General features: G+C 57.2%; 18 protein-coding genes. 4 read left to right on the forward strand and 14 right to left on the reverse strand.

Annotation, left to right across the window (positions count from 1 at the left end; all coding sequences use genetic code 11):
- Nucleotides 1-410 precede the first annotated feature (410 nt).
- From AC6R19_RS20905 to tkt, 7 genes are all read right to left on the reverse strand, one after another.
- Nucleotides 411-1,022: a hypothetical protein gene (locus tag AC6R19_RS20905; RefSeq protein WP_500581817.1), complete on the reverse strand. Its 612-nt coding sequence runs from the start codon at nt 1,020-1,022 to the stop codon at nt 411-413.
- A complete protein-coding gene (locus tag AC6R19_RS20910) occupies nt 1,019-2,698 on the reverse strand; it encodes an RHS repeat-associated core domain-containing protein (RefSeq protein WP_500581818.1) in 1,680 nt (559 codons plus the stop codon). Before AC6R19_RS20910 ends, AC6R19_RS20905 begins: the two co-directional genes overlap by 4 nt.
- 255 nt (nt 2,699-2,953) lie before the next feature.
- A complete protein-coding gene (locus AC6R19_RS20915; RefSeq protein ID WP_500581819.1) occupies nt 2,954-3,304 on the reverse strand; it encodes a hypothetical protein in 351 nt (116 codons plus the stop codon).
- Nucleotides 3,305-3,312: 8 nt separating this feature from the next.
- Nucleotides 3,313-3,717 (reverse strand): hypothetical protein, encoded by a 405-nt coding sequence (locus tag AC6R19_RS20920; protein ID WP_500581820.1) that lies wholly within the window; start codon nt 3,715-3,717, stop codon nt 3,313-3,315.
- A complete protein-coding gene (locus AC6R19_RS20925; RefSeq protein WP_500581821.1) occupies nt 3,681-12,683 on the reverse strand; it encodes an RHS repeat-associated core domain-containing protein in 9,003 nt (3,000 codons plus the stop codon). Before AC6R19_RS20925 ends, AC6R19_RS20920 begins: the two co-directional genes overlap by 37 nt.
- Nucleotides 12,684-13,081: 398 nt before the next feature.
- Nucleotides 13,082-14,104 (reverse strand): type I glyceraldehyde-3-phosphate dehydrogenase, encoded by a 1,023-nt coding sequence (gene gap / locus AC6R19_RS20930; protein WP_500581822.1) that lies wholly within the window; start codon nt 14,102-14,104, stop codon nt 13,082-13,084.
- Nucleotides 14,105-14,230: 126 nt separating this feature from the next.
- Nucleotides 14,231-16,234: a transketolase gene (gene tkt, locus AC6R19_RS20935; RefSeq protein WP_500581823.1), complete on the reverse strand. Its 2,004-nt coding sequence runs from the start codon at nt 16,232-16,234 to the stop codon at nt 14,231-14,233.
- 278 nt (nt 16,235-16,512) lie between these two features.
- Between tkt and AC6R19_RS20940 the strand changes: the two genes are divergently transcribed.
- The 4 genes from AC6R19_RS20940 (at nt 16,513) to metF (ending at nt 21,209) form a co-directional block, all read left to right on the forward strand.
- Nucleotides 16,513-17,493 carry a metalloregulator ArsR/SmtB family transcription factor gene (locus AC6R19_RS20940; protein ID WP_500581824.1) on the forward strand — a complete coding sequence of 327 codons (981 nt, stop codon included), beginning with the start codon at nt 16,513-16,515 and terminating at the stop codon, nt 17,491-17,493.
- Between the two features lie 16 nt (nt 17,494-17,509).
- Nucleotides 17,510-18,730 (forward strand): methionine adenosyltransferase, encoded by a 1,221-nt coding sequence (gene metK / locus AC6R19_RS20945; RefSeq protein WP_500581825.1) that lies wholly within the window; start codon nt 17,510-17,512, stop codon nt 18,728-18,730.
- Nucleotides 18,731-18,910: 180 nt separating this feature from the next.
- Nucleotides 18,911-20,296, forward strand: a complete 1,386-nt coding sequence (gene ahcY, locus AC6R19_RS20950) for an adenosylhomocysteinase (RefSeq protein ID WP_500581826.1) — start codon at nt 18,911-18,913, stop codon at nt 20,294-20,296.
- A gap of 88 nt (nt 20,297-20,384) precedes the next feature.
- Nucleotides 20,385-21,209 (forward strand): methylenetetrahydrofolate reductase [NAD(P)H], encoded by an 825-nt coding sequence (metF, locus tag AC6R19_RS20955; protein WP_500581827.1) that lies wholly within the window; start codon nt 20,385-20,387, stop codon nt 21,207-21,209.
- 26 nt (nt 21,210-21,235) lie between these two features.
- Here metF and AC6R19_RS20960 read toward each other — a convergent pair whose 3' ends face one another.
- The 7 genes from AC6R19_RS20960 to AC6R19_RS20990 all read right to left on the reverse strand — a co-directional run bounded on the left by AC6R19_RS20960 (nt 21,236) and on the right by AC6R19_RS20990 (nt 26,253).
- Entirely contained in the window at nt 21,236-22,483 is a 1,248-nt protein-coding gene (locus AC6R19_RS20960) for an RNA polymerase sigma factor (protein WP_500581828.1), read from the reverse strand.
- A gap of 80 nt (nt 22,484-22,563) precedes the next feature.
- Nucleotides 22,564-22,974: a VOC family protein gene (locus tag AC6R19_RS20965; protein ID WP_500581829.1), complete on the reverse strand. Its 411-nt coding sequence runs from the start codon at nt 22,972-22,974 to the stop codon at nt 22,564-22,566.
- Between the two features lie 80 nt (nt 22,975-23,054).
- On the reverse strand, nt 23,055-23,612 hold the full coding sequence (locus AC6R19_RS20970; protein WP_500581830.1) for a YciI family protein: 558 nt from the start codon (nt 23,610-23,612) through the stop codon (nt 23,055-23,057).
- Between the two features lie 135 nt (nt 23,613-23,747).
- Nucleotides 23,748-24,344: an OmpA family protein gene (locus AC6R19_RS20975; protein ID WP_500581831.1), complete on the reverse strand. Its 597-nt coding sequence runs from the start codon at nt 24,342-24,344 to the stop codon at nt 23,748-23,750.
- 72 nt (nt 24,345-24,416) lie between these two features.
- Nucleotides 24,417-25,064, reverse strand: a complete 648-nt coding sequence (locus AC6R19_RS20980; RefSeq protein ID WP_500581832.1) for an HAD family hydrolase — start codon at nt 25,062-25,064, stop codon at nt 24,417-24,419.
- Nucleotides 25,065-25,067: 3 nt separating this feature from the next.
- The gene (locus AC6R19_RS20985; RefSeq protein WP_500581833.1) at nt 25,068-25,433 is read right to left on the reverse strand and encodes a hypothetical protein; all 366 of its coding nucleotides are present in this window, start codon (nt 25,431-25,433) and stop codon (nt 25,068-25,070) included.
- Between the two features lie 85 nt (nt 25,434-25,518).
- The gene (locus AC6R19_RS20990; protein WP_500581834.1) at nt 25,519-26,253 is read right to left on the reverse strand and encodes a 16S rRNA (uracil(1498)-N(3))-methyltransferase; all 735 of its coding nucleotides are present in this window, start codon (nt 26,251-26,253) and stop codon (nt 25,519-25,521) included.
- Nucleotides 26,254-26,363: the final 110 nt, after the last annotated feature.

The following is a 26,363-nucleotide window of genomic DNA, read 5'->3' on the forward strand; positions in this document are numbered from 1 at the left end:
CAGAACTGGAACCTGACGCTATCACAGCTGACGATCCACTTCCCGGACCGCCTGGAGAAATACATCAGCCTGTGAGGCTATTTGGCTGACACAGAGTTTTGAACACCCTCAGTATCACTGGCATCCAGCTCTATGGCAACGCCGGCAATTAGGCGGCTACAGATAGAGCCTCAACACTAGCTCTACCAAAATAAATACTTTTCTAGTCCATTGAGAGTATCATTTGCTTGGAGTGAGGCGTCCGGGGAAGTGCTAGACCAACGAAAGCCAGCTTTTGGGGCAGTTACACAGAATTCTTTACACCCTCACCAAATCCTAGACAATACTTTTCTATCCCTCATCTTTATCAAAGCAAAATGAAATAAACTTGAGTTTTTCTATAACCATTTAACGACTCAAGTTATTAAAAATCACTTCCCACTATCACATACCTTTCTTTCAGCAATTTTTTTTGAAATTTTTCGTTTTTCTTCATCATCAATAGCTGACTCTAATCGAGAGCGTCGCTCTTTCACTATAGAATCACCAATTGTGCCAGGTAACACCTTCGTAGCATAAATCTCATTCCAAAACCAAGCACTCTTTGCATCTTTTTCATCTTCAAAGTGCTGAAAAAGCTTATCCATTGCTTCTCTACTTCCCGCGTCGGCAGAAGCATATAGAAACTCGATTTCATTCGCCGTTAGGCTAGGCTTGGAAAAGTTTTCGCTCGACTCCTTAGCCAAGTAATATCCGGACAATTTAATAAAGGAACAGTTATCACTAGTCATTAGAGATTCCAACCCTCTAATTGCCTTTTCTTTATCTCCTACAAGGTAGGCTTTCCAAAAGAAATAATAATGAAGCTTTGCCTCACCATTTTCCGACTCTGACTCTAACGCCAAATTTAGATATATTTCCGCGCTTTTCAAATCATTCCTTTTTACAGATTCTTTGAACAACGCAAGGTTACTTTTCCCAAATGCAGAATTCAACATAAAAGTTAATAATACAAAAAAACTACAAAAAAGTTTTACGATCATTGGCGCCCCCTGAATTCATTGAACTTCCCGACATTCTCTTTAACTTTTGACCCGGAATGATCCGCCGGCCCGATCCACCACTCTACAGTTCCAGGCTTAATATATTGCACGGTTCCCCTATAGAAATCTTCATAAGCTGGAGAAATAAAGTTATCTGGTGCATATACTGACTTAACACCATACTTTAATAATCCGTCCGCAAATTTTTGAGCGAAACCATTTGCTAACTTTCCTGTGTTACAGCTAATCAAGTATATGGTGTGCGTCCCATCGGGCAGGTCCGGAGCGATCCACTCAGCAGCCGCATCGCCTGTTGCACCGAAAGGATATCTTACAGAGTTTACCGGTAAATCTATCGTATTCTCATTTCCATGAACCAGCACATAAAACACACCTTCATCGATATTAAGAGCGGCTCCGACTTTACGCCAATCATTTGGCACGTCACCGTATGTTTTATACCGGCTGACCAACTCGTCATTAAAAGCCCTCGAAAACGCACCGGTAACAGCCCCATTTGCAAACTTACCACCAGAGGCCGCCGAAGCCGTTCCACCAACGATCGCCGCCGCAATCACCCGAACAATACTAAACCCAGGATCAGGATCGAGACCATCTATAGCGCCGGAAAACGCCTGCGTAATACCAGCACTGGCAAACCCATGTGCGAACTTCCCGCCGTGCATATCGGACATCAGGCCGCCAGCCACGGCATGGGTGAAGACCTTGGCGGCGAAGCCCTTCGCGTTCAGTCCGCTGCCCAGCACTCCATTCGAGTTCTGCCCGGCCTTCGCCCAGGCAGCCCCATCGAAGGCCATACCTATACCATGGAATGTCATGGCCGTGAACGCGCCGGTAAATGCGCCCTTGACGGTGCCCGTTTGGATAGCCCCGGATGCAGCCCCGCCCAGGGCAACAACGCCAAATCCTGCAGAAGCGCTGTTTACCGCTACGCCGAAGAAATTCCAGCTACCCGCTGCAGCTCCGCCAGTATAGATAGTGATAGCAATGGCCGCGAGAGGTTTGATCCAGCGGTCTCGGTACTTCATCCAGCGGCTGTAGCCACTGGGGTCGGTATAGGTCAGTGGGTTGTTGTGTACATAGGCATAGCGATTGAACCCCTGCGCCGAGGTAATGCCATCGATGGTCGGGTCTGCCGAGACGAAGCGGGCCAGGGTCGGGTCGTAGATCCGGCCGTTCATATGAATCAGGCCCATCTCGTCGAGCATTTCGTGGCCGGTGTAGCCACGGTTGCTGGTGAGGTGGTAGAAGGTGCCTACCTTTAGGGTGGCGACGATACTTTCCGGGGTGTCGAGCCGCTCCCAGCTCAGCGGGAACCTGCGTTTGCCCCAGGCGTCGAAACTGTAGACCAGCTTGTTGCCACCATCGTCTTCGGCAACCTGGCCGACGCTGTTGGTAATAACATCCAGCGACCCCTGCAGATCCTTGTGCAGGTACTCGATACTGCTGGTGCCAACGGTATCACTGGCATCCAATTCCATGCGTTCGATGGCAACGCCGGCAATTGAGCGCCGGTAGAAACCCCTGATGAAGCCTCCGGAGCTGCCGCGCTCGACAACCTTTTCCACACTGCCGATCTGCAGCGTGGTGACGGTACCGCTGCCGTTGTCGTCCACGCGCTTGTAACGATTGCGGTCCGGACCATAGGAAATCAAACGACTCCGACCCCATCGATTTGCCCTATCGATTTACCGAGGTGACGCCATCGATGGTCGGGTCTGCCGAGACAAATCGGGCCAGAGTCGGGTCGTAGACCCAGCTGTTCAAGCAGGTGATGGGCGGAAGCCTATAGACTTCTATGCCCACATAATGGGAAATAGCTAAGGGGTGGCCCCCATTTATTACTTGTGTAAATTTTAAGGCCTACTTTTCGCAGTCTTGTCTTTTCCACTCTTCATTCGCCACTTAACTTATATAGCTGCAAGAAACCCGTAGTTGCCAGCCAATAGCACAGAACCCACAAGCAGAAAAGCTAGTAATGTCAAATCAATTATCAAGAAAAATCGATCATTAATAATGGTTAGCTTTCTAGCACCAAAGCTCAAAACAGATATAAAAAAATATATTCCCGCCAAGAAAAACATGGCTCTACCTCTGCTTACATAGTACTGGCCTAATTCCGCTGTGAAATTAGGAACAATTGCAAAAAAAGTATATGCCAACATCAAACACAACAGAATATGGACAAGCTTATTAACTCCCCAATCCCATAAAAGCATCTTGCTATTTATAGACAGTTCCCAAGGACGATTTTCTGCCAAGAAGCTCCTCACTGATCAATAATACAAGATTTCTGCTCTTCCCCGAAGATTTCGGCATCTAATAAATCCTTAATGGTCAAAAAGCCACTGAAAACGCCAATATCACCATAGACTACAACATACTTATTTAAACAGTCCTTCTTTATCAAGCGACGACCATCGTAAACATGCAATGTACTAGACGGCAAATACCGACCAGACAAGTTGGCATACTCAGCTGTTGGGAACAGTCGAATTCCAGCGCTTGACTCTGCCAAATACCCTCTCACATGTACTTTCTTGCCAAGATAATCAGACGATCTGGATGTCAAAACATCTACAGAAACAACATCACTTTTCGACACTTTATAGCCACACCCATATCCTGCATTTGTCATTAACAGGACAAGGCAGATCCAGAATGTACGGAACATGAAACTACTCCATTACCATTGACTTCATATTTAAACACATTTTCTGTAGCCATAAAATCGACATAAATTGGCCCCTCAAAGTATAAGTTTCTCCCCCAAAAACTAGTACCTCCGAAGTTTTCAGAATATTGAGAAATTCGAGGAATCCGTATATTTTTGAAAACGTTTATGACCATTGCTTTAGCGTCTTGGACATCAACGTAACCACCACCAGGAGATTGTTGCAATAGACCATGACCATTCGCCCAATTCCACCCCTGAAGATCCCCATGGTACTCTAGTGCGTATGGATAATAGAAATTATCTCCATCCTGGAAAATTGGCGCACCTATTGACTCGGATGCAATATCACCCTCTGGCAAATTATATTTTTTCGCCTGTTGAAGCCTTGCTCTAATCGCTCTACCCCTGGCTATTGCCTTATCCACAGCCTCATCAAAGCTATTGGCTTTTCTATGACTACGAGACAACTCGTCATTAAAAGCCCTCGAAAACGCACCGGTAACAGCCCCATTTGCAAACTTACCACCAGAGGCCGCCGAAGCCGTTCCACCAACGATCGCCGCCGCAATCACCCGAACAATACTAAACCCAGGATCAGGATCGAGACCATCTATAGCGCCGGAAAACGCCTGCGTAATACCAGCACTGGCAAACCCATGTGCGAACTTCCCGCCGTGCATATCGGACATCAGGCCGCCAGCCACGGCATGGGTGAAGACCTTGGCGGCGAAGCCCTTCGCGTTCAGTCCGCTGCCCAGCACTCCATTCGAGTTCTGCCCGGCCTTCGCCCAGGCAGCCCCATCGAAGGCCATACCTATACCATGGAATGTCATGGCCGTGAACGCGCCGGTAAATGCGCCCTTGACGGTGCCCGTTTGGATAGCCCCGGATGCAGCCCCGCCCAGGGCAACAACGCCAAATCCTGCAGAAGCGCTGTTTACCGCTACGCCGAAGAAATTCCAGCTACCCGCTGCAGCTCCGCCAGTATAGATAGTGATAGCAATGGCCGCGAGAGGTTTGATCCAGCGGTCTCGGTACTTCATCCAGCGGCTGTAGCCACTGGGGTCGGTATAGGTCAGTGGGTTGTTGTGTACATAGGCATAGCGATTGAACCCCTGCGCCGAGGTAATGCCATCGATGGTCGGGTCTGCCGAGACGAAGCGGGCCAGGGTCGGGTCGTAGATCCGGCCGTTCATATGAATCAGGCCCATCTCGTCGAGCATTTCGTGGCCGGTGTAGCCACGGTTGCTGGTGAGGTGGTAGAAGGTGCCTACCTTTAGGGTGGCGACGATACTTTCCGGGGTGTCGAGCCGCTCCCAGCTCAGCGGGAACCTGCGTTTGCCCCAGGCGTCGAAACTGTAGACCAGCTTGTTGCCACCATCGTCTTCGGCAACCTGGCCGACGCTGTTGGTAATAACATCCAGCGACCCCTGCAGATCCTTGTGCAGGTACTCGATACTGCTGGTGCCAACGGTATCACTGGCATCCAATTCCATGCGTTCGATGGCAACGCCGGCAATTGAGCGCCGGTAGAAACCCCTGATGAAGCCTCCGGAGCTGCCGCGCTCGACAACCTTTTCCACACTGCCGATCTGCAGCGTGGTGACGGTACCGCTGCCGTTGTCGTCCACGCGCTTGTAACGATTGCGATCCGGGCCATAGAGAAAACGGGTACTGTGGCCACCCTTCTCGACCAGTACCGGCTTATCGAAAACCGAGTACTGCAGGCTGCGGCCGCCGGAATCACCGGTCATGTTGCCGTTCGCGTCGTACTGATAGGTTATGCCATCGGTACTGGTGACCGCGTGCGGCCCGGCGCCATTGCCGTAGCCATAGGTGCCGACGCCGGTCTTGTATTCTATATTGCCGCCATCGTCGTAACGTACCTCCTGCACATCCGCCTGGCTGCCGCTCTGGTAGAGACGGGCATAGCGCAGCCGGTTGAGACCATCGTACTCATAGGTTTCCTGCAGATCCTTGGTATAGCTGCCGTCGCCGCTCCGATCCGTCTTCGACATCAGGTTGCCGATCTCGTACCAGTCGTAGTGGAGATTCTGCACCTGGCCGATTCCGGGTGTGATATCGGTGAGAATATCCGTCAGGCGGTGGTGCTGGGGATGGTACACGTAGGTCGTGGTAAGGCCGTTACCCAATGTAACTTCTTCAACCTGACCACGGGGGTTCATGCGCTTTACGGTGTAGTAAGGCGTTGCGCTCTGTATATCCTTGACACCGGTTTTGTAGCCGTAGGCGTTGTACAGGGTTTCCACGCCGTATTGGTAATTGCCGATTTCGCCCGGCTCAACATTGTCGTAAGCCCGCTGGTTACTGGCATCGAAGCTCTGGTGGACGCGACTGTATTGGTCATAGGTGACCAGCTCAAAGAAGTCACCATCCCCTTCCAGAAGGCCCAACGAGGTTGAGGTCTCCCCGAGGCGTCCGTAGACATCGTACTTGAGCAACTTCAGATAGGTGACATCCTCCACATTCGGGTTGCAACCGGCCGCGATGGCTACCGGCGCCTGAGCAACCGCCACGAGCTTGCCCTCAGAGTAATTGACTTCCGCGCAGTTGGGGTCTCGCTCGTAATACCAGCGGCTGAAACCCTTCAGAGAACCGCTCTGGCTCAAGGAATCGAAATTGGTATAGTCCGCACGGCTGACCATTCTGCCCAGGGCATCATAGCTCATCACCGTGCCCTGCCCCTTGCCATCCGCTTGCCATTTCAGTTCGCCGAACCCGGTATAGCCATAACTCCAGGTTCCCTTGTCCGGGTCTATCAGTTTTTCTTTCCGCCCGAGCTTGTCATACTCAACGGTGGTTGCTGAGGTCTCCACTCCTGCACTGCTGAATACTCTTACATGCTTCAGCTTGCCATCCGCATAGTACTCGTACTTGAGCTTTCCGCCGATATTATCAGTAACCTCCTGTACTTCACCGAGCGCATTCCTGGTTGTGGATTTGTTCTGGCCACAAGTGGTAGTTGTTTCTTTAAGCCCCGTGTACTGGGTGCTGATATCGCACTGGCCGTCAGGTGCATTCACGAAGGTGGTGCGGCTGAGAAGGTCGTACTGGTACTCAGTCCAGCGGGGCGTCTGGCCCGCCGCATAGGGCTCGGAGACCTTGTGCACCCTGGACTGCTCATCGTACTGGGTATCGACGTAGACCGGATTCCCCTCGAAATCCTGGCTCTGTTTGCGCACTTCGCGCCCCATGCGATCGTAGTACACCACCGTTTCTGTGGCTTCGATACCTGATGTGGTCACTTTAAAGTGTGCGGGAACACCGGCCACCGTAGGACAGTCACCGGTATCGGAACAAAGCGCCTTCAGTGAAGTACTGTGGCCCCCTGTTTCCGAATGCTCGAAATACTGCTCACCGAACTGGGAGTAGGCAAAGGTGGTCGCTACCCCACTAACATCCAGTATCAGCTCCGGTTGGCCGAAAGCATTTATGCTCCTTCTCTGCTCAATCGTCTGACCGAGCGCATTGACCTCGGACACCGGGTAGCGGCCGTAGCCGTCATAGAATGTCCTGCTGGTACGGCTGTTTCCATCAACATCCGTAACAGTGGTTTCCGTGCGGTTCCCGAAACGGTCGTGTTCATAGTGGGTATGCAGTGCCAGACCGACGTCACTCTTTTGTACCCATTCGTCGGTCAGCAGGCCGGTTACAGGGTCGTACGCAAAGCCCGCACTTCTAGTAACAGGCGCTGCGACCACACTGCCGAATCGCTCTGTGACAACCTCGCTGTTGCTCAAACGTGCCAGATGCCAGCGGTTTCCGTCAACTGTATTTTGATATGTATTAGTGGTTATCTTACTTTGCAACTTAACATCAGATGCATCAAAAGTTTCAACAATTAACTTCCATACGTTGCCATATCTCGTGCTTTCTCCAGCATTGTAAACAGTCTGTGTTTCTATCTTGCCCAGATAATTACCATGGATGTCATATGACTGATCGATAGCCTTACTAATATACGGTAATTTGGTAATTCCCGGCAGAGGCTCAATGAAATCCAGTTCGTTCTTGGAACAGCTGATCAGTGTCAGTCCCGTTCCACTGCACGCCGCGGGAGTAGATATTTTGGCCAAATCCGGCTCTATAACCTTGGCCGTCTCTACCGGCATACCGGTAAATGGATAGTCCTGACGATAGGTAGTTGTCGTCTTTATCTGATTTTGTGGATCGTAGGAGGTGACTTTTTCAAAGCCAAGGAAGCCTCGCCCCCCGCCCTGAACTCTGGCGCTGGAGTAGTGGTAATACGCCTCAACAGTATTGCCATCATCATTTGCAGCGGGGGCATCAGAAATTACCTTCCTGACCAGGTAGGTAGGCGCATACAAATCGAAGACAGGCGATCCATTACCGTAATTCAAGGATAGAGAACCGGTTTTGCGCGTGTAAACGCGATCCGCGTACCGATTCATCCTGCCGTATTCTATTCGCGTTTTTACCCCAAAACCATTGGTTATCGTTTTTAGTCTGTCTACCGGAGCACTGAAGCTCTCCGTCTGAAAAATGCGCAGATATGCTTTGTTGTCGAAAAAGTAATTGTCACAGTGGTCATTTGTCTGATCAAAATCAGCACAGTTCTCCAGAAGCTCGACACGGCCATCACCATTCAAATCCATCATGTAATGGCTGTGATCATCGCTTTCCGCATAAATCAGACCGGTATCAAATGCTTGACCAAATCCGGAAGCACTATTGGGAAGCACATGTAAGTGTTTGTAATTATCGGCAACTTCTGTACCACCAGAATACAGGATATCCGTCAATCCGTTCTGGTCCCAATCATAGAGCTGTAACTTCCCGTCTATTTCGGACGGCAGGAATCCTGCCTGTAAAAAGACATTTCCGTTAAAGTGATACAGGCGCCACTGACTAGTGTCACTCAAGCGATATATGAGATCGGCAAGTCCATCGCCATTGATATCAACCAAATGCTGCTCCACCGCACTCCCATCAGCACCCGGCAAATCCACCGAATAGGATGTTGAATATCCGTACTCACTGGATAGCAACACAACGAAATGTCTCTTAATTTTTTCCTCTACGGAACAACCACTGCCAGGCTCTATACATTTCCATGTCGTTGTGGCAATCGCGGTCATATCCGCAACGCCATCACCATTAATGTCAGTTACCGCGTCATGACTCCGCAGATTGACATTTGTAGTCTTCTCGTACAGCGGCATTGGATCTCCGATAGGAGAGGAGACTTCAGGAATTGATACATTTTTCTCCAGTACTGTTGAGGAAAATTCTATCCCGGGTTCACCGCCGACTTTCCTTCGCATCGGAGTTACTTTTATCTTAAGCGGACCACCCTCCCCGTACTTCCAGGAACCATCTAAAAACTGTGCAAAATCAGGCAACCCGTCTCCATTAAAGTCATACATGTTACCTCTCTGGTCTTTCTCGTAGGTTATAGAAGTATTCAGCTCCTCTGTATCAAATGCGTGACCAAAAGATCGATTTAACTTCCAGTATCCTGTATCGCCACCTGTAGGCACATGCAGCAGGTCATCGTCGCCATCGCCGTCGTAATCAATCAGATACCACTCTTTTCGGTGATTGGTGCGGGCTCTGATTCTTTGAGGCCTTAAGTCAAATCCATTCTGGTCATTTGCGACAGCCATTCGGAAATAGTAGATATCTGTGCCTTCACTATTATCCAGTTCCAGCCACACGAGATCGGTCTTTCCGTCGCCGTTAACATCTCCCATTTTTGCACCGGCAAACTTACTCGGGAAAGAGCTGACTGCACCAAACGTTCTGGTAAAACCGTTACTGGGCGCTTCCGAGTATTCAAAATCGGTCGTCGGTAGACAATTGTCAGCAACACATTCACTAACGCCATCCAGAAGCAGTCTGCCTGTAGTGCTTACATCATAGGCAAAGTCATAGCGCCGCAATTCCACTCCATTTGCACTGGATATGATGGAGGTCAAACGTCTCGTCATTGACTTCTTGTCGCCAAACCAGTAGCCATATACCTTGTCATTGCGGTCGTCGTCGTAATTGAAGGTAATGGCATTTTTCGGCGAATCATATCCGTTGCCTGAATAACGAATATTCTTGATCAAATGTTCGCCATTACTGTTATCTTTTAAATACTCGTATTCAATATAGTTTCCTGTGCTATCAACCTGCCTATCCTTGTACCAAACCTTTTCTTCATGCGAATCTTCATTGAAACCGTAGTAGGAAATAGAGCCGTCTTTACCATAGACTTCAAAGCCTATATTAGACCCTACGGACGAACCAACCAGCCGGATACGGGAAAAGGAATCCAGGGCCGTCCTGTACTCCGACCCGATACTTCCATAGGCAGCACCTGTCGGGGTCAGCTTAAGACGCTGCCCATCCAGGCAGAAACGCTCAAAACCACCACCATTTTCCCCATCTTCTTCAAACGTTTTTCTGCAGGCGGTGATGCTGGAAAGGCCACTAATGCCCCACCCGATTCCTAAAGGACCATTTCCGCTTTCACTGCTGTAGGAGATTGAAATAGAGGGCACAGAACCGCCAGACGAAGGCCCAACCAAGACAGGGATACTGTAACTTGCTGAACCCGATTCTGTTACACGAAATTCTCCACCTACCGTCCCGATTTTATCCGACGCCGTAACTTCAAGTGACGTATTCAGCGGAGCGGTCTCCTGATGTGGTAGCACATTCGTGGGTACGGCCGCTTCCAGAAACTTTACTTGAGCAATTTCAGTCTCAGAAAAGGCAGAACACGTTGAGTAATTTGAAACCTGGTTACACGCCCGGACTTTATAGGCAAAGAATCCTTCCGAAAGCGCAAATGCCTTACTTAGCAGTTCAAAGTCATTGTGAAAAATTGGATTAGCGTCATCCCAGGTGACACTGCTATTGGCATCCGGCGCAACACCATGAACCAACTCATAGCGAACAATCTTGCCACTGCCGCTATTCCATGTAACCGTCATCTCTCCATCTTTTGAAAAACGGCTCGACAGACTGGCACCAGCTGGTGCACCCGGTCTATGCGCAACTGTCAATGTCATCACTCCACCTACAGGGGAGCAATCCCTAAGATTACAGGCTTCTACTTTGTAGTTGTAAATGCCATCTTTTCTTGCCTCAGAAGGCTTGTAAGAGTGTGGAGTATTCGGACTTTTAGGATCGCTTGATAGCGTCTTGATCTTTACGCCATTCTCGTAGACATGATATTCGTAAACAAACTCAGGCCGCAGATCCGTCCAGTCCAGCGTGAAACTACCATCGTCGTCATCTGGCAACTGATCAATTGAAGGAGAAGAAGGGATCGGCTGATTCCATACATTGACTAATACTGCATCGCTCCAGCTGTCGCCGCACCCTTTCGAGTTACAATTCTTGCTGCGGAACTCCCAGTCGCCGTCATTCAGACCGGAAACTGAATAGGTGCTAGCCGATTCGGTTTGATAATTGCTGCCTGAAGGCCAGACACCTCCTATCGTGCGTTTCTGCCAGATTACCGAATCTATAGGTCCACTACCATTCGATTCAAAGGAAATCACACCGTCATAAGATTCCGCTGAATCTGCAGTCAATGTGGCTTTACCAGGCTTGAAGATGACACTTGCGTTAACAGGACCACGAGTCTCTTGGTTACCGGGCAAACAGGTACCACCTGCGCCTTCTGGAATACAGGTTTTTCCTACCAGTGTATAGGTGTAGGTGCCACTGGATGAAACGGTATCAATATGGCTTTGTACCGCGCCCGAGTAGCCCCAACCTGAATCGTAGATCTCGATATTGCCGCGCTTGAGAATGACCCGGTCCATATCCCAGTCCTTCCAGCGCAATCTCACTTCTCCCTCGACGACCGACTGAATATACAGCTCGGGAAGAGATACACTTACCGTTTTGACACCCGTCCAACCACCACAGGAAGTGACACCGCTATAAGTACTACATCCTTGTACCTGATAGCTGTAGCTGCCGTCGCTGGTCTTGGTGAATGATTTGCTGGTAGAGGCCAAGTTCCAGCTACCCGTAGCAGCGCCGCTCTGCTTCAGGTTGTAGCTTGCAGTGCCATCAGTCGCTACAGAATTCCAGCTAACTGAATACACGCCATTGCCTGAGGAAGCAGGCACGGTTAGCCCGGCAGGAATGCCGGGAGCCCGGGAAATAATGACACTGGATGAAGTTCTGTAGCTACCTACTTTTCCGTTTTCGACCGCCGCCACGCGATACTTATAGGACCCTGTACCACGACCGGTAACCGTTTTGCTGGTTCCGGTGCCGTTATAGACGTCGGCCCAGCTGCCGCTGTTTTTCTGCTCTTGCAGTTTGTAGCTCGCTGCACCGGTAACCCCGCTCCAGGATATTGCTACACTCCCATTCGTACTGTTCGCAGGAACATTGATTGAGCCTGGAGTGCGGATAACAGTAATCGATTTAGTGGATGTATAGTTGTAGCAGGTCACCTTGGATGAATAGGCACTATCATTACACGCCCTGACTCGATATTCATAGACGCCTGTGGTCTTCCCGCTGACGCTTTTGCTTCTCGAACTACTGTTGTGAATACGTGCCCAGCTACCGCCATCTTTCCGCTCCTGCAACTCATAGCGATCCAGCGGCCCGGTTGCGGCACCCCAGCTGATTGAATAGGAACCATCAGTATCCGTAGAAGCCAGACTAATGGCTCCCGGTACGCCCGGGTTTCGCAACATTTCAACTTCGACAGTGCCTATGTATGTGGCAGCATGAGCAGAGGAAACGAGAAAAAATAGTGGGTTTCTATTTAATTTGTCGAGGAATGCAACGGGGCAATTGGGCACGCATCCACCTCCACCGCTACTTCCGCCGCCGCCGACTGTTGTTCCGGAAACAACATACTTCCAGATAGCGTCTGTTCTTCCGGTCACCGTGTAATCGCTTGTTACACCAGCAACACTTATAGTTCTTTGATATACGCCATTCTTATATTCGGCCAAAGTTACTCCGCCATAGGAGCCGGACCAATCCACGTGAATCGAGCCGCTACCGTAGGCATATCCATACACTGCCGCAAAAGTGTTTACAGAGGCAAAAAGAACGGAGGCCAGGGTTAGAAAAATAAGTACAGGCTTTCTTACTATATTTCCTGACTTTATTCCCTTTGAACTCTTTGAGAGTTTTGTTTTTTCGCAACTGATCACTTTTTAGCCCCAAACAGCCCCCACTTATGAAGCGGCAAAGACTAACGACTGTTTGTGAGGACGTGAAGCCTGATGCCATTACATGCAATTACACCGCTGACTAAACTGTATTAGATGTTTTTTGAGGAGATAATTTTGGACGAGGAGGGGCAGCTCGGTACTCAGTAGTAACCTTGTCTGGATACAGCTATGAGTCACTTCTCCCCTTTGCCCGCCAGACTTTGAGCAACGTCAAGCATCCGATTCGCGAAGCCCCACTCGTTATCAAACCAGGTCAATATCTTCACCAGCTTGCCACCGGCAACGCGGGTCTGACTGGCATCGACGATGCCGGAGCGGGAATCATGGTTGAAATCACAGGAGGCGAGGGGTTCTTCGGTGTAGCCGAGCACATCCTTGAATTGTTTTTGCGCTGCGGACTTGAGAAGCGAGTTTACCTCGGCTTGGGTGACGGGCTTGTGCAGCTGCACGGAGAGGTCAATAGCGGAGACATTGACGGTGGGTACGCGCATCGCCTGGGCTTCGAACTTGCCCGCGAGTTCGGGCAGGATGCGCTCTATGCCGCGAGCCAGGCCTGTATCAACCGGAATGATAGAGGTCACCGCGGAGCGGGTTTTTCTGAGATCAGTGTGGTGGTAGGCATCAATCACCGGCTGGTCGTTCATCGCCGAGTGAATGGTGGTGATAACACCGGCCTCGATACCAAAGGCTTTATCTAAAGCGGCGATCACCGGCACGCTGCAGTTGGTGGTGCAGGAGGCGGCGGAGACGATTTTTTCCTCGCCGGTGAGGGTGCCGTCGTTGACGCCATAGACGATGGTCGCGTCCACGTCGCTTTTCGCGGGTTGGGAGAAGAGTACTTTCTTGGCACCGGCCTTCAGGTGTAATTCGGCGCGCTCGCGCTCTGAAAAGCTGCCGGTGCACTCCAGTACTATATCGACCTTCTCCCTTGACCAGTCCAGGCCTTCCAGACGTTCGCAGTGGGTCACGGCGATACGGTCGCCATTGACGATCAGGGTGTCATTTTCAATGGACACTTCGCCGACAAAGCGGCCGTGTACCGAGTCGTACTTGGTCAGATGGGCGATGGTGGCGCAGTCGGCCAGTTCGTTGATGGCGACTATCTGCAGTTTGTCGCGGCGGCCTCCTTCGTAGAGGGCGCGCAGTACCGAGCGGCCTATGCGGCCGTAGCCGTTGATGGCGAGTCGTATGGTCATAAGGGCTGGCTATTCGCGGGCAGGCCCGCTCCCACAGGGGTGTTGTTTTCCCGTAGGAGCGGCCGTTGGCCGCGATGGGCGTTGCAGCATCCCGCCGGGCCGCTCCTACAGAATAAGCGCGCTGAATTACTTCAACAGTTTTTCCACTGAGGCAACCACATTCTCGGCGGTAAAGCCGAAATACTTCATCAGCTCGCCGCCGGGGGCGGATTCGCCGAAGCTGTTCATGCCGACGATGGCGCCGTCGAGGCCGACGAACTTGTGCCAGTAATCTTCGTGGCCTGCCTCCACGGCGACGCGGTTGCGCACGCTCGACGGCAGCACCGACTCGCGGTAGGACGCGTCCTGCTCCATAAAGGTCTCGGCGCAGGGCATGGAGACCACGCGGATCTTCCTGTCGGAAAGCTGCTCCTTGGCCGCCATCGCCAGATCCACTTCGGAACCGGTGGCGATGATGATGGCTTCCGGCGCGCCGTCGCAGTCGGCCAGCACATAGCCGCCCTTTTCGATCGCCTTCAGTTGCGCGTCGTCGCGGTTCTGCGGCGCCAGGCCCTGGCGGCTGAAGATAAGTGCGCTGGGGCCGTCCTTGCGGGCCACGGCCATTTTCCAGCTGACCGCGGATTCGGTGGCGTCACAGGGGCGCCAGGTGTGCAGGTTGGGCGTGGCGCGCAGGGCGGTGAGCTGTTCCACCGGCTGGTGGGTGGGGCCGTCCTCGCCGAGGCCGATGGAGTCGTGGGTGTAGACGAAGATCACCCGCTGCTTCATCAGCGCGGCCATGCGCACCGCGTTGCGGGCGTATTCCATAAACATCAGGAAGGTCGCACCGTAGGGCACGAAGCCGCCGTGCAGGGCGATGCCGTTCATGATGGCGCTCATGCCGAACTCGCGCACACCGTAGTAGACGTAGTTGCCGGAGGCGTCATTGGCGGTCACGCCCCTGGAGTCGGACCAGATGGTGAGGTTGGAGCCGGCCAGGTCGGCGGAGCCGCCGAGGAATTCCGGCAGCAGCGGGCCGTAGGCGTTCAGTGCGTTCTGGCTGGCCTTGCGCGAGGCGATCTTCTCGGCCTTTTCCTGGCACTCGCGGATGTAGTCGTCGGCCTTCACCAAAAAGTCCGCCGGCAGTTCGCCGCTCATGCGGCGCTCGAACTCCGCCGCCAGCTCCGGGAACTCCTCCTGGTAGTCGGCGAAGATATCCTTCCACTCCTCTTCCTGGGCCTCGCCCTTGCCGCGGGCGCTCCAGCCCTCATAGATTTCTTCCGGGATCTCGAAGGGGGCGTGGTTCCAGTTGATGGTCTCGCGCACCAGGGCGATTTCGTCGTCGCCCAGGGGCGCACCGTGGCACTCCTCGCGGCCCTGCTTGTTGGGGGAGCCGAAGCCGATCACCGTCTTGCAGCAGATGATGGTGGGCCTGCCGGTCTCGGCGCGGGCGGCTTCGATGGCGGCCTTGATGGCCGCGGAGTCGTGGCCGTCCACGCCCGGGATCACGTGCCAGCCATAGGATTCGAAGCGCTTGGGCGTGTCGTCGGTGAACCAACCCTGCACCTCCCCGTCGATGGAGATGCCGTTGTCGTCGTAGAAGGCGATCAGCTTGCCCAGGCCCAGGGTGCCGGCCAGGGAGCAGGCCTCGTGGGAAATGCCCTCCATCAGGCAGCCGTCACCCAGGAAGACGTAGGTGTGATGGTCCACCAGCTCGTAGCCGGGGCGGTTGAACTGGGCCGCCAGCACCTTCTCCGCCAGCGCCATGCCCACGGCGTTGGTGATGCCCTGGCCCAGGGGCCCGGTGGTGGTCTCCACGCCCGGGGCGTAGCCGTATTCCGGGTGGCCCGGGGTCTTGGAGTGCAGCTGGCGGAAGTTCTTCAGCTCGTCCATCGGCAGGTCGTAGCCGGACAGGTGCAGCAGGGAGTAGAGCAGCATGGAGCCGTGGCCATTGGACAGCACGAAGCGGTCGCGGTCGGCCCAGTGCGGGTTGGCCGGGTTGTGCTTCAGGTAGTCGTTCCACAGAACTTCGGCGATATCCGCCATGCCCATGGGCGCCCCCGGGTGGCCGCTGTTGGCTTTCTGGACGGCATCCATGGACAGGGCGCGAACGGCGTTGGCCAGCTCGGTGCGGGACGGGTTGCGGGAAGGCATAGAATCAACTCTCTGAAAGCGAATTGGGGCCGGGCTGTTCCTGAAGATAGGCCACGGCGGCGAAAATGCGGCGCGCACAGACACAGCCGCTGAAAAAGGAGGCGTATTTTCCCGTAATCGGCCGCCGGGCGCAAAGGCCGGACGGCCCAAATGCGCTGACCGGCAACAGCGGCCTGCGGACTGTCGGCCGGCCGCACCGGCAGCTGCATCAAAATTTTCTTATGCAACTATATCAAAAAACTTTGATGCAGAACAAAACCACTGCTAGACTCTCCGCCATGCTTCAATCTCCGCAATCTCCTGATAGCGCCGCGGATACCGAAAAGGGGCCCGGCGGCGACATAGCGCAGCTGGCCGCGCGCCTGAAGGCCGCCGGCGACCCGCTGCGCCTGGAGATACTGCGCCTGCTGAGCCAGGACTCCTACAGCGTGCTGGAGCTGTGCCGCATCTTCGACCTGCGCCAGCCGGCGCTCAGCCACCACCTGAAGGTGCTGGCCCAGGCGGAGCTGGTGACCAGGCGCCGCGAGGGCAACAACCTCTTCTATCGCCGCAGTGGCGACGGCCTGCAACCGCTGTTTACCGGCCTGGATCGGCTGCCGCTGCGCCCCGAACTGGCGGAGGCGGTGGAACAGGTGGCCCAGGAGCGCGCCGAGGCCTCGCGGCGCTTCTTTGCCGACTACGGCAACCGCTTCCGCGAACAACAGGAGCTGATCGCCGGCTACGAGGTCTACGGCCCCCAGGTGGCGCAGTTGCTGAAACCCGGCGCCGCGGCGCTGGAAGTGGGGCCCGGCGAGGGGGAATTCCTGGAAGAGCTGGCGGGCCGCTTCGAGCGGGTCACCGCGCTGGACCTGTCCGGCACCATGCTCGAGCGGGCGCGGCAGTTCGCCGGCGAGCGGCAGCTGGGGAATATCGAATTTGTCTGCGGCGACACCCGCGAGGCCGCGGCGCGCCCGCAGAGCGCGGACAGCATCGTGGTGAATATGGTGCTGCACCACACCCCGGAACCGGCGCAGATTCTCCGGGACCTGCAGGCGGCGCTGAAGCCCGGCGGCCAGCTGCTGGTGGCGGAACTGCAGGACCACCGCCAGGACTGGGCCCGCGAGGCCTGCGGCGACCTGTGGCTGGGCTTTGCACCGGAACAGCTGCAGGCCTGGGCCGAGGATGCGGGGCTGCAGAACGGACGCAGTGTATACAGCGCGCTGCGCAACGGATTCCAGATTCAGATTCGCGAATTTATAAAACCGCCCGCGGCGGAATAGGAAAGGAGACGCTCACATGAGTGAATACAGACTGTTTACCTCGGAGTCCGTATCCGAAGGACACCCGGACAAGATCGCCGACCAGATTTCCGACGCGGTTCTGGATGCCCTGCTGGCGCGGGACAAGCAGGCGCGGGTGGCCTGCGAGACCCTGGTGAAGACCGGCATCGCCGTGATCGCCGGCGAGATCTCCACCACCGCCTGGGTGGACCTGGAGGAACTGGTGCGCAAGGTGATCACCGATATCGGCTACACGTCTTCGGATGTCGGCTACGACGGCGAGACCTGCGGTGTGATCAACGTGATCGGCAAGCAGTCGGTGGATATCGCCCAGGGCGTCGACCGCGCCAAGCCGGAAGACCAGGGCGCCGGCGACCAGGGCCTGATGTTCGGCTACGCCACCGACGAGACCCCCACATTCATGCCCGCACCGGTCTACTACGCCCACCGCCTGGTGGAGCGCCAGGCGGAAGTGCGCAAGTCGGGCCTGCTGCCGTGGCTGCGCCCGGACGCCAAGAGCCAGGTGACCTTCCGCTACGACGAAGACGGCAAGCCCTGCGCGATCGACGCGGTTGTGCTGTCCACCCAGCACAACCCGGACGTCAGCCAGGAGGACCTGCGCGAGGCGGTGCTGGAACTGATCGTGCACCATGTGCTGCCGGCGGAATGGCTGCACGCGGACACCAAGTACCATATCAACCCCACCGGTAAGTTCGTGATCGGCGGCCCGGTCGGCGACTGCGGCCTCACCGGGCGCAAGATCATCGTCGACACCTACGGCGGCTCCGCCCGCCACGGCGGCGGCGCCTTCTCCGGCAAGGACCCGTCCAAGGTGGATCGCTCCGCGGCCTACGCCGGCCGCTATGTGGCCAAGAACATCGTCGCCGCCGGCCTGGCCAAGCGCTGCGAAATCCAGGTGTCCTATGCCATCGGCGTGGCCGAGCCCACCTCGGTGTCCATCAACACCTTCGGTACCGGCGCGGTGAGTGAGGACAAACTGATCGAACTGGTGCGAGAGAATTTCGACCTGCGCCCCTACGCGATTTCCAAGGCGCTGGACCTGCTGCACCCGATGTACCAGCTGACCGCCGCCTACGGCCACTTCGGCCGCGAGCCCTTCCAGCACACCTACAACTGGGTCGACGGCAACGGCGAGGAGCGCAGCGAGACCTTCACCGCCTTCCCCTGGGAGAAGACCGACAAGGCGGAGGCGCTGCGCGCGCAGGCGGGCCTGTAAATTACGGGACTCGGGACTCGGGAGTTATGTCGTAGGAGCCTGCTTGCAGGCGAATAAAAGGTTGATGAGACACGGCAATATTCGCCTGCAAGCAGGCTCCTACAGGAAAAATCTAGGCCGTAGGGTGTAATAAGCGCAGCGCTTTACACCAACAAAGAAACGAATTGATTGGGAAACACGATGAACCAGATGAGCACCGAATTCAAAGACTTCAAAGTCGCCGACATCACCCTGGCCGGCTGGGGCCGCCGCGAGATCGAGATCGCCGAGGGCGAGATGCCGGCGCTGATGACCCTGCGGGAGAAATACCGGGCCGAGCAGCCGCTAAAAGGCGCGCGCATCATGGGCTGCATCCATATGACCATCCAGACCGCGGTGCTGATCGAGACACTGGTCGCGCTGGGTGCCGAAGTGCGCTGGTCCTCGTGCAATATCTTCTCCACCCAAGACCACGCCGCCGCGGCTATCGCCGCCAGCGGCATCCCGGTATTCGCCTGGAAGGGCGAGACCGAGGAGGAGTACGAGTGGTGCCTGGAGCGCACCGTGGGAGCCGACGTGGCCGGCTGGCAGCCGAACATGATCCTCGACGACGGCGGCGACCTGACCGAACTGCTGCACCGCAAGTACCCGGAGATTCTCGACAACTGCCATGGCATCAGTGAGGAGACCACCACCGGCGTGCACCGCCTGCAGGAAATGCTGCGCGAGGGCACGCTGAAAGTGCCGGCGATCAACGTCAACGACTCCGTCACCAAGAGCAAGAACGACAACAAGTACGGCTGCCGCCACAGCCTCAACGATGCCATCAAGCGCGCCACCGACCATTTGCTGGCCGGCAAGAAGGCACTGGTGATCGGCTACGGGGACGTGGGCAAGGGCTCCGCCGCATCGCTGCGCCAGGAGGGCATGATCGTCAAGGTCTCCGAAGTGGACCCCATCTGTGCGATGCAGGCGTGCATGGACGGCTTCGAGCTGGTGTCTCCGTATAAAGATGGCATCAACACCGGCACCGCCGAAGGCATCAACAGGGAACTGCTGGCCAACACCGACCTGATCGTCACCACCACCGGCAATACCAACGTCTGCGATGCCCATATGCTGGGCGCGCTGAAGAGCGGCGCCGTGGTGTGCAATATCGGCCACTTCGACAACGAAATCGACACCGCCTATATGCGCAAGCACTGGGAGTGGCAGGAAGTGAAGCCGCAGGTGCACAAGATCATTCGCAACAGCGAAACCAACGATCACCTGTTGCTGCTGTCCGAAGGCCGCCTGGTGAACCTGGGCAACGCCACCGGTCACCCGAGCCGTATCATGGACGGCTCTTTCGCCAACCAGGTGCTGGCCCAGATCCACCTGTTCCAGGAGAAGTTCGCCGAACTGCCGGCGGACCAGAAGGTTTCGGCCCTCTACGTGAAGGTGCTGCCGAAGCAGCTGGACGAGGAGGTGGCGCGCTACATGGTCGAGGGCTTCGGCGGCGTGATCACACGCATGACCGAGGACCAGGCCAAGTATATCGGCGTGTCCGTCGATGGGCCCTACAAGCCGGAAAGTTACAAGTACTAATGCGGCGCTGACGCTGTTCTGCAGGAGCCTGCTTGCAGGCTCCTACGGGCAGAGCTCTGCAACGCATTGACCAAACGAGCCTGAAACTATGAGAATCAGTTTTGAATTCTTCCCGCCCAAAACCCCCGAGGGCCGGGAGAAACTCTACAAGACCCGCGAGGCGCTGCAGGCATTCAACCCGGAGTTCTTCTCCGTCACCTACGGCGCCGGCGGCACCACCCGCGAGACCACGGCGAATATCGTCACCGGCCTGCGCCGCGACGGCATCTCCATAGCCCCGCACCTGTCGTTCGGCGGCGACAACGAGCAGACCATCCTCGGCCTCCTGAAGCAGTACCAGGAAGCGGGCGTGGACCGCATCGTCGCCCTGCGCGGCGACATGCCTTCCGGTATGGGTGCGGTGGCACAGCTGGTCTATGCGAACGAACTGGTCGCTTTTATCCGCCGCCACACCGGTGATCACTTCCACCTGGAAGTGGCCGCCTACCCGGAGATCCACCCGGAGTCCGAGAGTTACGACGACGACATCCGCTACCTGAAGGGCAAGTTCGAGGCCGGCGCCGACAGCGCCCTGACCCAGTACTTCTACAACCCGGATGCCTACTTCTACTTTATCGACCAGTGCGAAAAGGCCGGCATAGACGCGCCCATCTATCCGGGCATAATGCCGATCACCAATTTTGCCAACCTGGCGCGCTTCTCGCGCAACTGCGGCGCCGAGATTCCGCGCTGGCTGCGCCAGCGGATGGAGAGCTATCGCGATCCGGAGGATGTCAGGAAGCTGGGGCTGGAAGTGGTGACTGACTTGTGTGAGGCGCTGCTGGAAGGCGGCGCGCCGGGGCTGCACTTCTACACCATGAACCAGGTGGAGCCGACGGCGGAAATTCTGCGCGCGCTGGATCTGGAAAAATAATGCAGGGCTGAACCTTGTGTTCGCCCCTACAGCTCCGCCAGCCTTTTCTGCAGAAATTTTCGCTCCGGCTCCTGCCGCGCAAGCGCCATCGCCTTTTCATAGGCCGACCTCGCTTCCTCTGTTTTTCCCAACCGCCGACAGAAATCCGCCCTGGCCGCGTGGGCCAGGTGGTAGTCGGCCAGTTCACCGCTCGCGAGAATGTCCTCCACCAGCTGCAGGCCTGCTTCGGGGCCGTCGCGCATGGCCACGGCCACGGCCCGGTTCAGGGCCACCACCGGGCCGGGGGCGAGGCGTTGCAGGACATCGTAGAGTCCGACGATTTCCCGCCAGTCGGTCTCCGCGGTGCTGGGGGCCTCGGCGTGTACTGCGGCGATGGCCGCCTGCAGGGTGTAGGGGCCGAAGCGCTGGGACCGGAGCGCAGCCTGCACCAGTGCTACGCCCTCGGCGATCAGTTCCCTGCTCCACAGGCTGCGGTCCTGGTCTTCCAGCAGCACCAGTTCGCCGGCGGCATCGGTGCGCGCGTGGTGGCGGGACTCATTCAGCAGCATCAGCGCCAGCAGACCCTGCACTTCCGGGTCCGGCAACAGGCGGTTGAGCAGGCGGCCGAGGCGGATGGCCTCGCCGCTCAGATCGGCGCGGGTCAACTCCTCGCCGGCGGAGGCGGAATAGCCCTCGTTGAATACCAGGTAAATCACCCGCAGCACGCCGTCGAGCCGCTCGGGCAGGTCGCGGCGGCCGGGTACCTGGTAGGGAATACCGGCGCTGCGGATCTTGTTCTTCGCCCGCACTATGCGCTGGGCCAGGGTCGCGGGGGAACTCAGGAAGGCGCTGGCGATTTCCTCGGTGGTGAGGCCGCAGACTTCGCGCAAGGTCAGGGCCACCCGCGCGTCCACGGACAGCGCCGGGTGGCAGCAGGTGAAGATCAGGCGCAGGTGGTCGTCCTCCACCCGGTCCTCGGCCCAGTCGGCGGGATCGCCGCTTTCGGATTCCAGCTGCTGCGCCATCTCCTCGGTGAGCGGGGCCTGGCGGGCCTGGCGACGCAGCCGGTCTATGGCCTTGAAGCGGCCGGTGGACACCAGCCAGGCGCGCGGGTTGTCCGGCAGCCCCTCCTGTGGCCACTGCTTGAGAGCCGCGGCGAAGGCCTCGTGCAACGCCTCCTCGGCCAGCTCGAAATCCCCCAGCAGGCGGATCAGTGTGGCCAGTACGCGGCGCGACTCCGCGCGGTAGATTTCCTCCAGCCGTATCTGTATGCCTTTTCCCTGCACCACCGCCATGCCTCTCCGCTGAAGCTCCTACACATTGAGGCAGTTATTCAACCATTGAATGGCGGCGGTTAACAGCGGCCAACAGCGGTTTACGGCATCGGTTTGTCGCAGTTGACCATCCAGGGTGTGCCGAAACGGTCCTTGAATACAGCGAAGCGCTGCGCCCAGAAGGTCTCCTCCATGGGCATGGAGATCTCGCCGCCCTCGGACAGGGCCCCGTAGATGCGCTCCGCCTCTTCCGGCGTGTCGACGCCGATGGTGATGTGCATGCCCTGGGCCGGCTGGAAGCTCCGCGGCGCGTCGGAGGCCATGATGATCTGGTTGCCGACCTTGAGTTGCGCGTGCATCACCTGGTCTTTCGCGTCCGGGGATACGTCCGCCTCCGGTGGCGCCTCGGCAAAGGTGGACATGAAAATTATCTCGCCACCGAGCACCCGGGCGTAGAACTCGAAGGCTTCCTTGCAGTTGCCGTTGAAATTCAGGTAGGGGGAAAATTGCATGGTTGATTCTCTTCCTTTAGTTGATTGCACGATTTGTCCCCACTCCCCTCGGGGAGTGGGTTAGGGAAAGGGGAGCCGCATCACACCTGCAGCTGGCGCACCGGGCGCACTTCCACACTGCCGACCCGGGCGGCGGGAATGCCGGCGGCGATTTCCAGCGCCTCGTCCAGGTTCTGCGCATCCAGCAGGTAGAAGCCGGCCAGCTGTTCCTTGGTCTCGGCGAAGGGTCCGTCGGTGATGCTCACCTGGCCGCCGCGCATGCGCACCGTGGTGGCGCTGCTCACCGGCTCCAGGGCCTCCGCCGCCAGCATGCGGCCGCTCCCCGCAACCGATTCGGCGTAGGCCTGGCACTCGGCATCCTCGGGGCTGTCAGGCAGCGAGTGCAGCTTGTCCTCTTCGCTGTAAACGAGGCACAGGTATTTCATGGCTATCTCCTTGTTTATCGTGATTCCGGCGTCGGCTGGGGCCAGGCGCCACATGACGGCAATATCACTTTGCTGCAGCAGGGCCGAGATCCGCTGCACGGCCAGGTTCAGGTCCCGCGCGCGCAGGAGCAGCGCCGCGGCCAGCGGCGGCCCCCCGGCGGGCGGGGGCCAATCGGGCGATGTTAGCGGATAAACCAGGCACAGGTATTTCACAATACCCTCGCGCTCGCAGTGTTCTCAGGGGTTAGTCGGGCGGGACAGGGAAAATCGACAGGGGAGGGAAAAATTTTTATCGGTCAGCGGTGCAGCCAGCGGCCCTGGGACGCGCGGGGGCGCTTCAATCTTCGTTTACTCGGAACCTGCCTGCGGCACTATCGACGCGGACTGGCGATCGAAATTCAGTATGCGGATCACCAGGCGGCGGTTCTTCTTTTGTCCCGAAGGGGTACCGTTGTCGGCGATGGGGTCGCTGTCGCCGAAGCCCTCGGCCTGGACCCGCTCCCCGGCGATACCGCGTTCCAGCAGGAAGCGCCGCACCCAGTCGGCGCGCCACTGGGACAGCTTTAAATTTTTCTCCGGCTCTCCCTCGTTGTCGGTGTGGCCCTCGATGGCGATGCGCAGATCCGGGAAGTCACGCATGATCACCAGCAGCGCCTCTATCTCACCGATGGTATCCATCAGCGGCGCAAAGCCGCCGGGCTCGAATTCCACCCGCAGGATGAATTCGTTGTCGTCCTCGCGGGGCTTACCGCGCAGGTAGCGCACCAGTTCGTCGGCGAAGGGGGCTGCCCGGCGCGCGGCCTGCTCGCCCTCACTGTCCTGCACTTCGGTGAGGGGATCCAGGGCGTATTTCTTGTAGGGGTCATCGCAGCCGCCCACAAGCAGGGTGGCCCCCAGTAGCAGGCCCGCCACCAGGGACGGACAACAGCGGCAGGGACTGCCCATAGCGGTACTCCCGGTGGCTGGCGTCGGCAGAATTCTAGTGTCGCCGGCACCCTTTCCCACAGGGACAGGGATTCACAGGAAGTCGAGCACCGCCATCAGGTCGCCAACCACCCGCGCGCCGGCCTTTGCCAGTTGTGGCCCGCGCACAGGGTGGCGGCTGTAGCCGACCACCGGCATGCCCGCGGCCACCGCCGCCTTGACCCCGGCGATGGAATCCTCCACCACCAGGCAGTGCTGCGGCTCCACCCCCATGACCTGGGCCGCGTGCAGGAAGAGATCCGGGTGGGGCTTGCCGCGGGACACGTCCTCGGCGCTGAAGATGCGCCCGTCGAAATAGTCGTAGAGGCCGGTCCTGTTGAGGGTCAGCTGCATCTTCTCGTGGGAGCCCGACGAGGCGACACAGCTCTGCAGGTTGACCTGCAGCAGGTGGTCGAGCAGGTCCTCGATGCCGGCCACCGGCTCCAGTTCCGCGTGGAAAGCCTCGCGGATGCGTCGCTCGGTGTTGTGGAAATAGTGCTCCGGCAGCGGGCCGCCGTAGCGGGTCTCAATCTCCAGCAGGCAGTCCTGTGCCGGGCGGCCGCTGAACTGCTCGTCCAGCTCCTCGGCAGTGGTCTCCATGCCGAGCCTGTTCATCTCCTCGGCCAGCACGCGGCAGACGATGCTCTCGCTGTCCACCAACACGCCGTCGCAATCGAAGATCACCAGTTCGGTGGCAAACATCTTTTAGCTCGCCGAGATCAGCAGCAGGCCGAGCAACACACCCACGGCACCGCTGACGCGCAGGAAGTTTTCATTGCTCCCGGCTATGCGCAGCGCCAGTGCCTTGCTGCGCTCGAAGCCGATATGCAGCATATAGGCGCCGCTCAGCACTATCAGCACGCCGAGGGCATTGAAGAGGATATTCCAGGCGCGGGTGTCGGCGATCAGCAGCAGTATCAGGCCGATCACGATGCGCGCCCAGGCGGAGACCGCGTAGCCGGTTTCGTTCAGGCGCTCGCTGATACTGCGCGCCAGTTGCGGCTGCACGATGATGGCGACAGACAGGGCGATGATCGCCAGGCCGAGCATCCACAGGATCAGTTTAACCATTGAGTTCTCCATAACTTGGTTTGCCGATGTAAGAGTAGGGTGCGCCGTGCGCACCGGGCAGGGCCAATGGTGCGCGCGGCGCACCCTACAGGTCGCCCCACTGGAACTGCAGCACCGACAGCGCTGCCACCGGGGCCGTCTCTGTGCGCAGGACGCGGGGCCCCAGGCGCAGGGGCAGGAAGTCCCGGGCCAGGGCCGCGTCTATCTCCGCCTCGGAGAGACCGCCCTCGGGGCCCACCAGCAACAGTGCCGATTGCGGCACACCGCGCTCCCTTTCCAGTTGGCGCAGGTCCAGCTCTGTGCGGTGGTGCAGCACCAGTTTCAGCTCGCACTGCGCACGATCGAGATATTGCGCCAGCTTCAGCGGTTCGGCAATAACCGGCAGCCGGTTGCGTTGGCACTGCTCGCAGGCACTGGCGGCGATCTGGCGCCAGTGGGCGAGTTTTTTCTGCAGCCGCTCGCCGCTCAACTTCACCTCACAGCGCTCGGTAAACAGCGGCTGAATTGCCGCTGCGCCCAGCTCGGTGGCTTTCTGAATCACCCAGTCGAAGCGGTCGCCGCGGGAGATGCCGATGGCCAGGGTCAGCGCCAGGGGCGACTGGCGGTCTCCGGCGGTGAACTCCCCCAGGCGCACCCGGGCCCGCTTGCCGCTCTCGACCAGCTCCGCGCTGTACTCGCCGCCGTTGCCGTCGAACAGCACCAGGGGACGGCCGGGGCCCAGGCGCAGCACCTTGACCAGGTGGCGGGAGGCGGCCTCGTCCAGTTCGATTTCGCTGCGGCCGGCCAGAGGTTCGGGGGAGAAGATACGCGGTATGCGCATGGGTGGGGTAATCCTTTGGGCAAGACATAAAAAAGCCGACACAGAGTCGGCGTTTTATCGGCGGCTAGTTTAGGCACTTTGTGCGGGGCCGCGCAATGGGTCCGCCCGCC

The organism is Microbulbifer sp. SE14 (assembly GCF_059834885.1).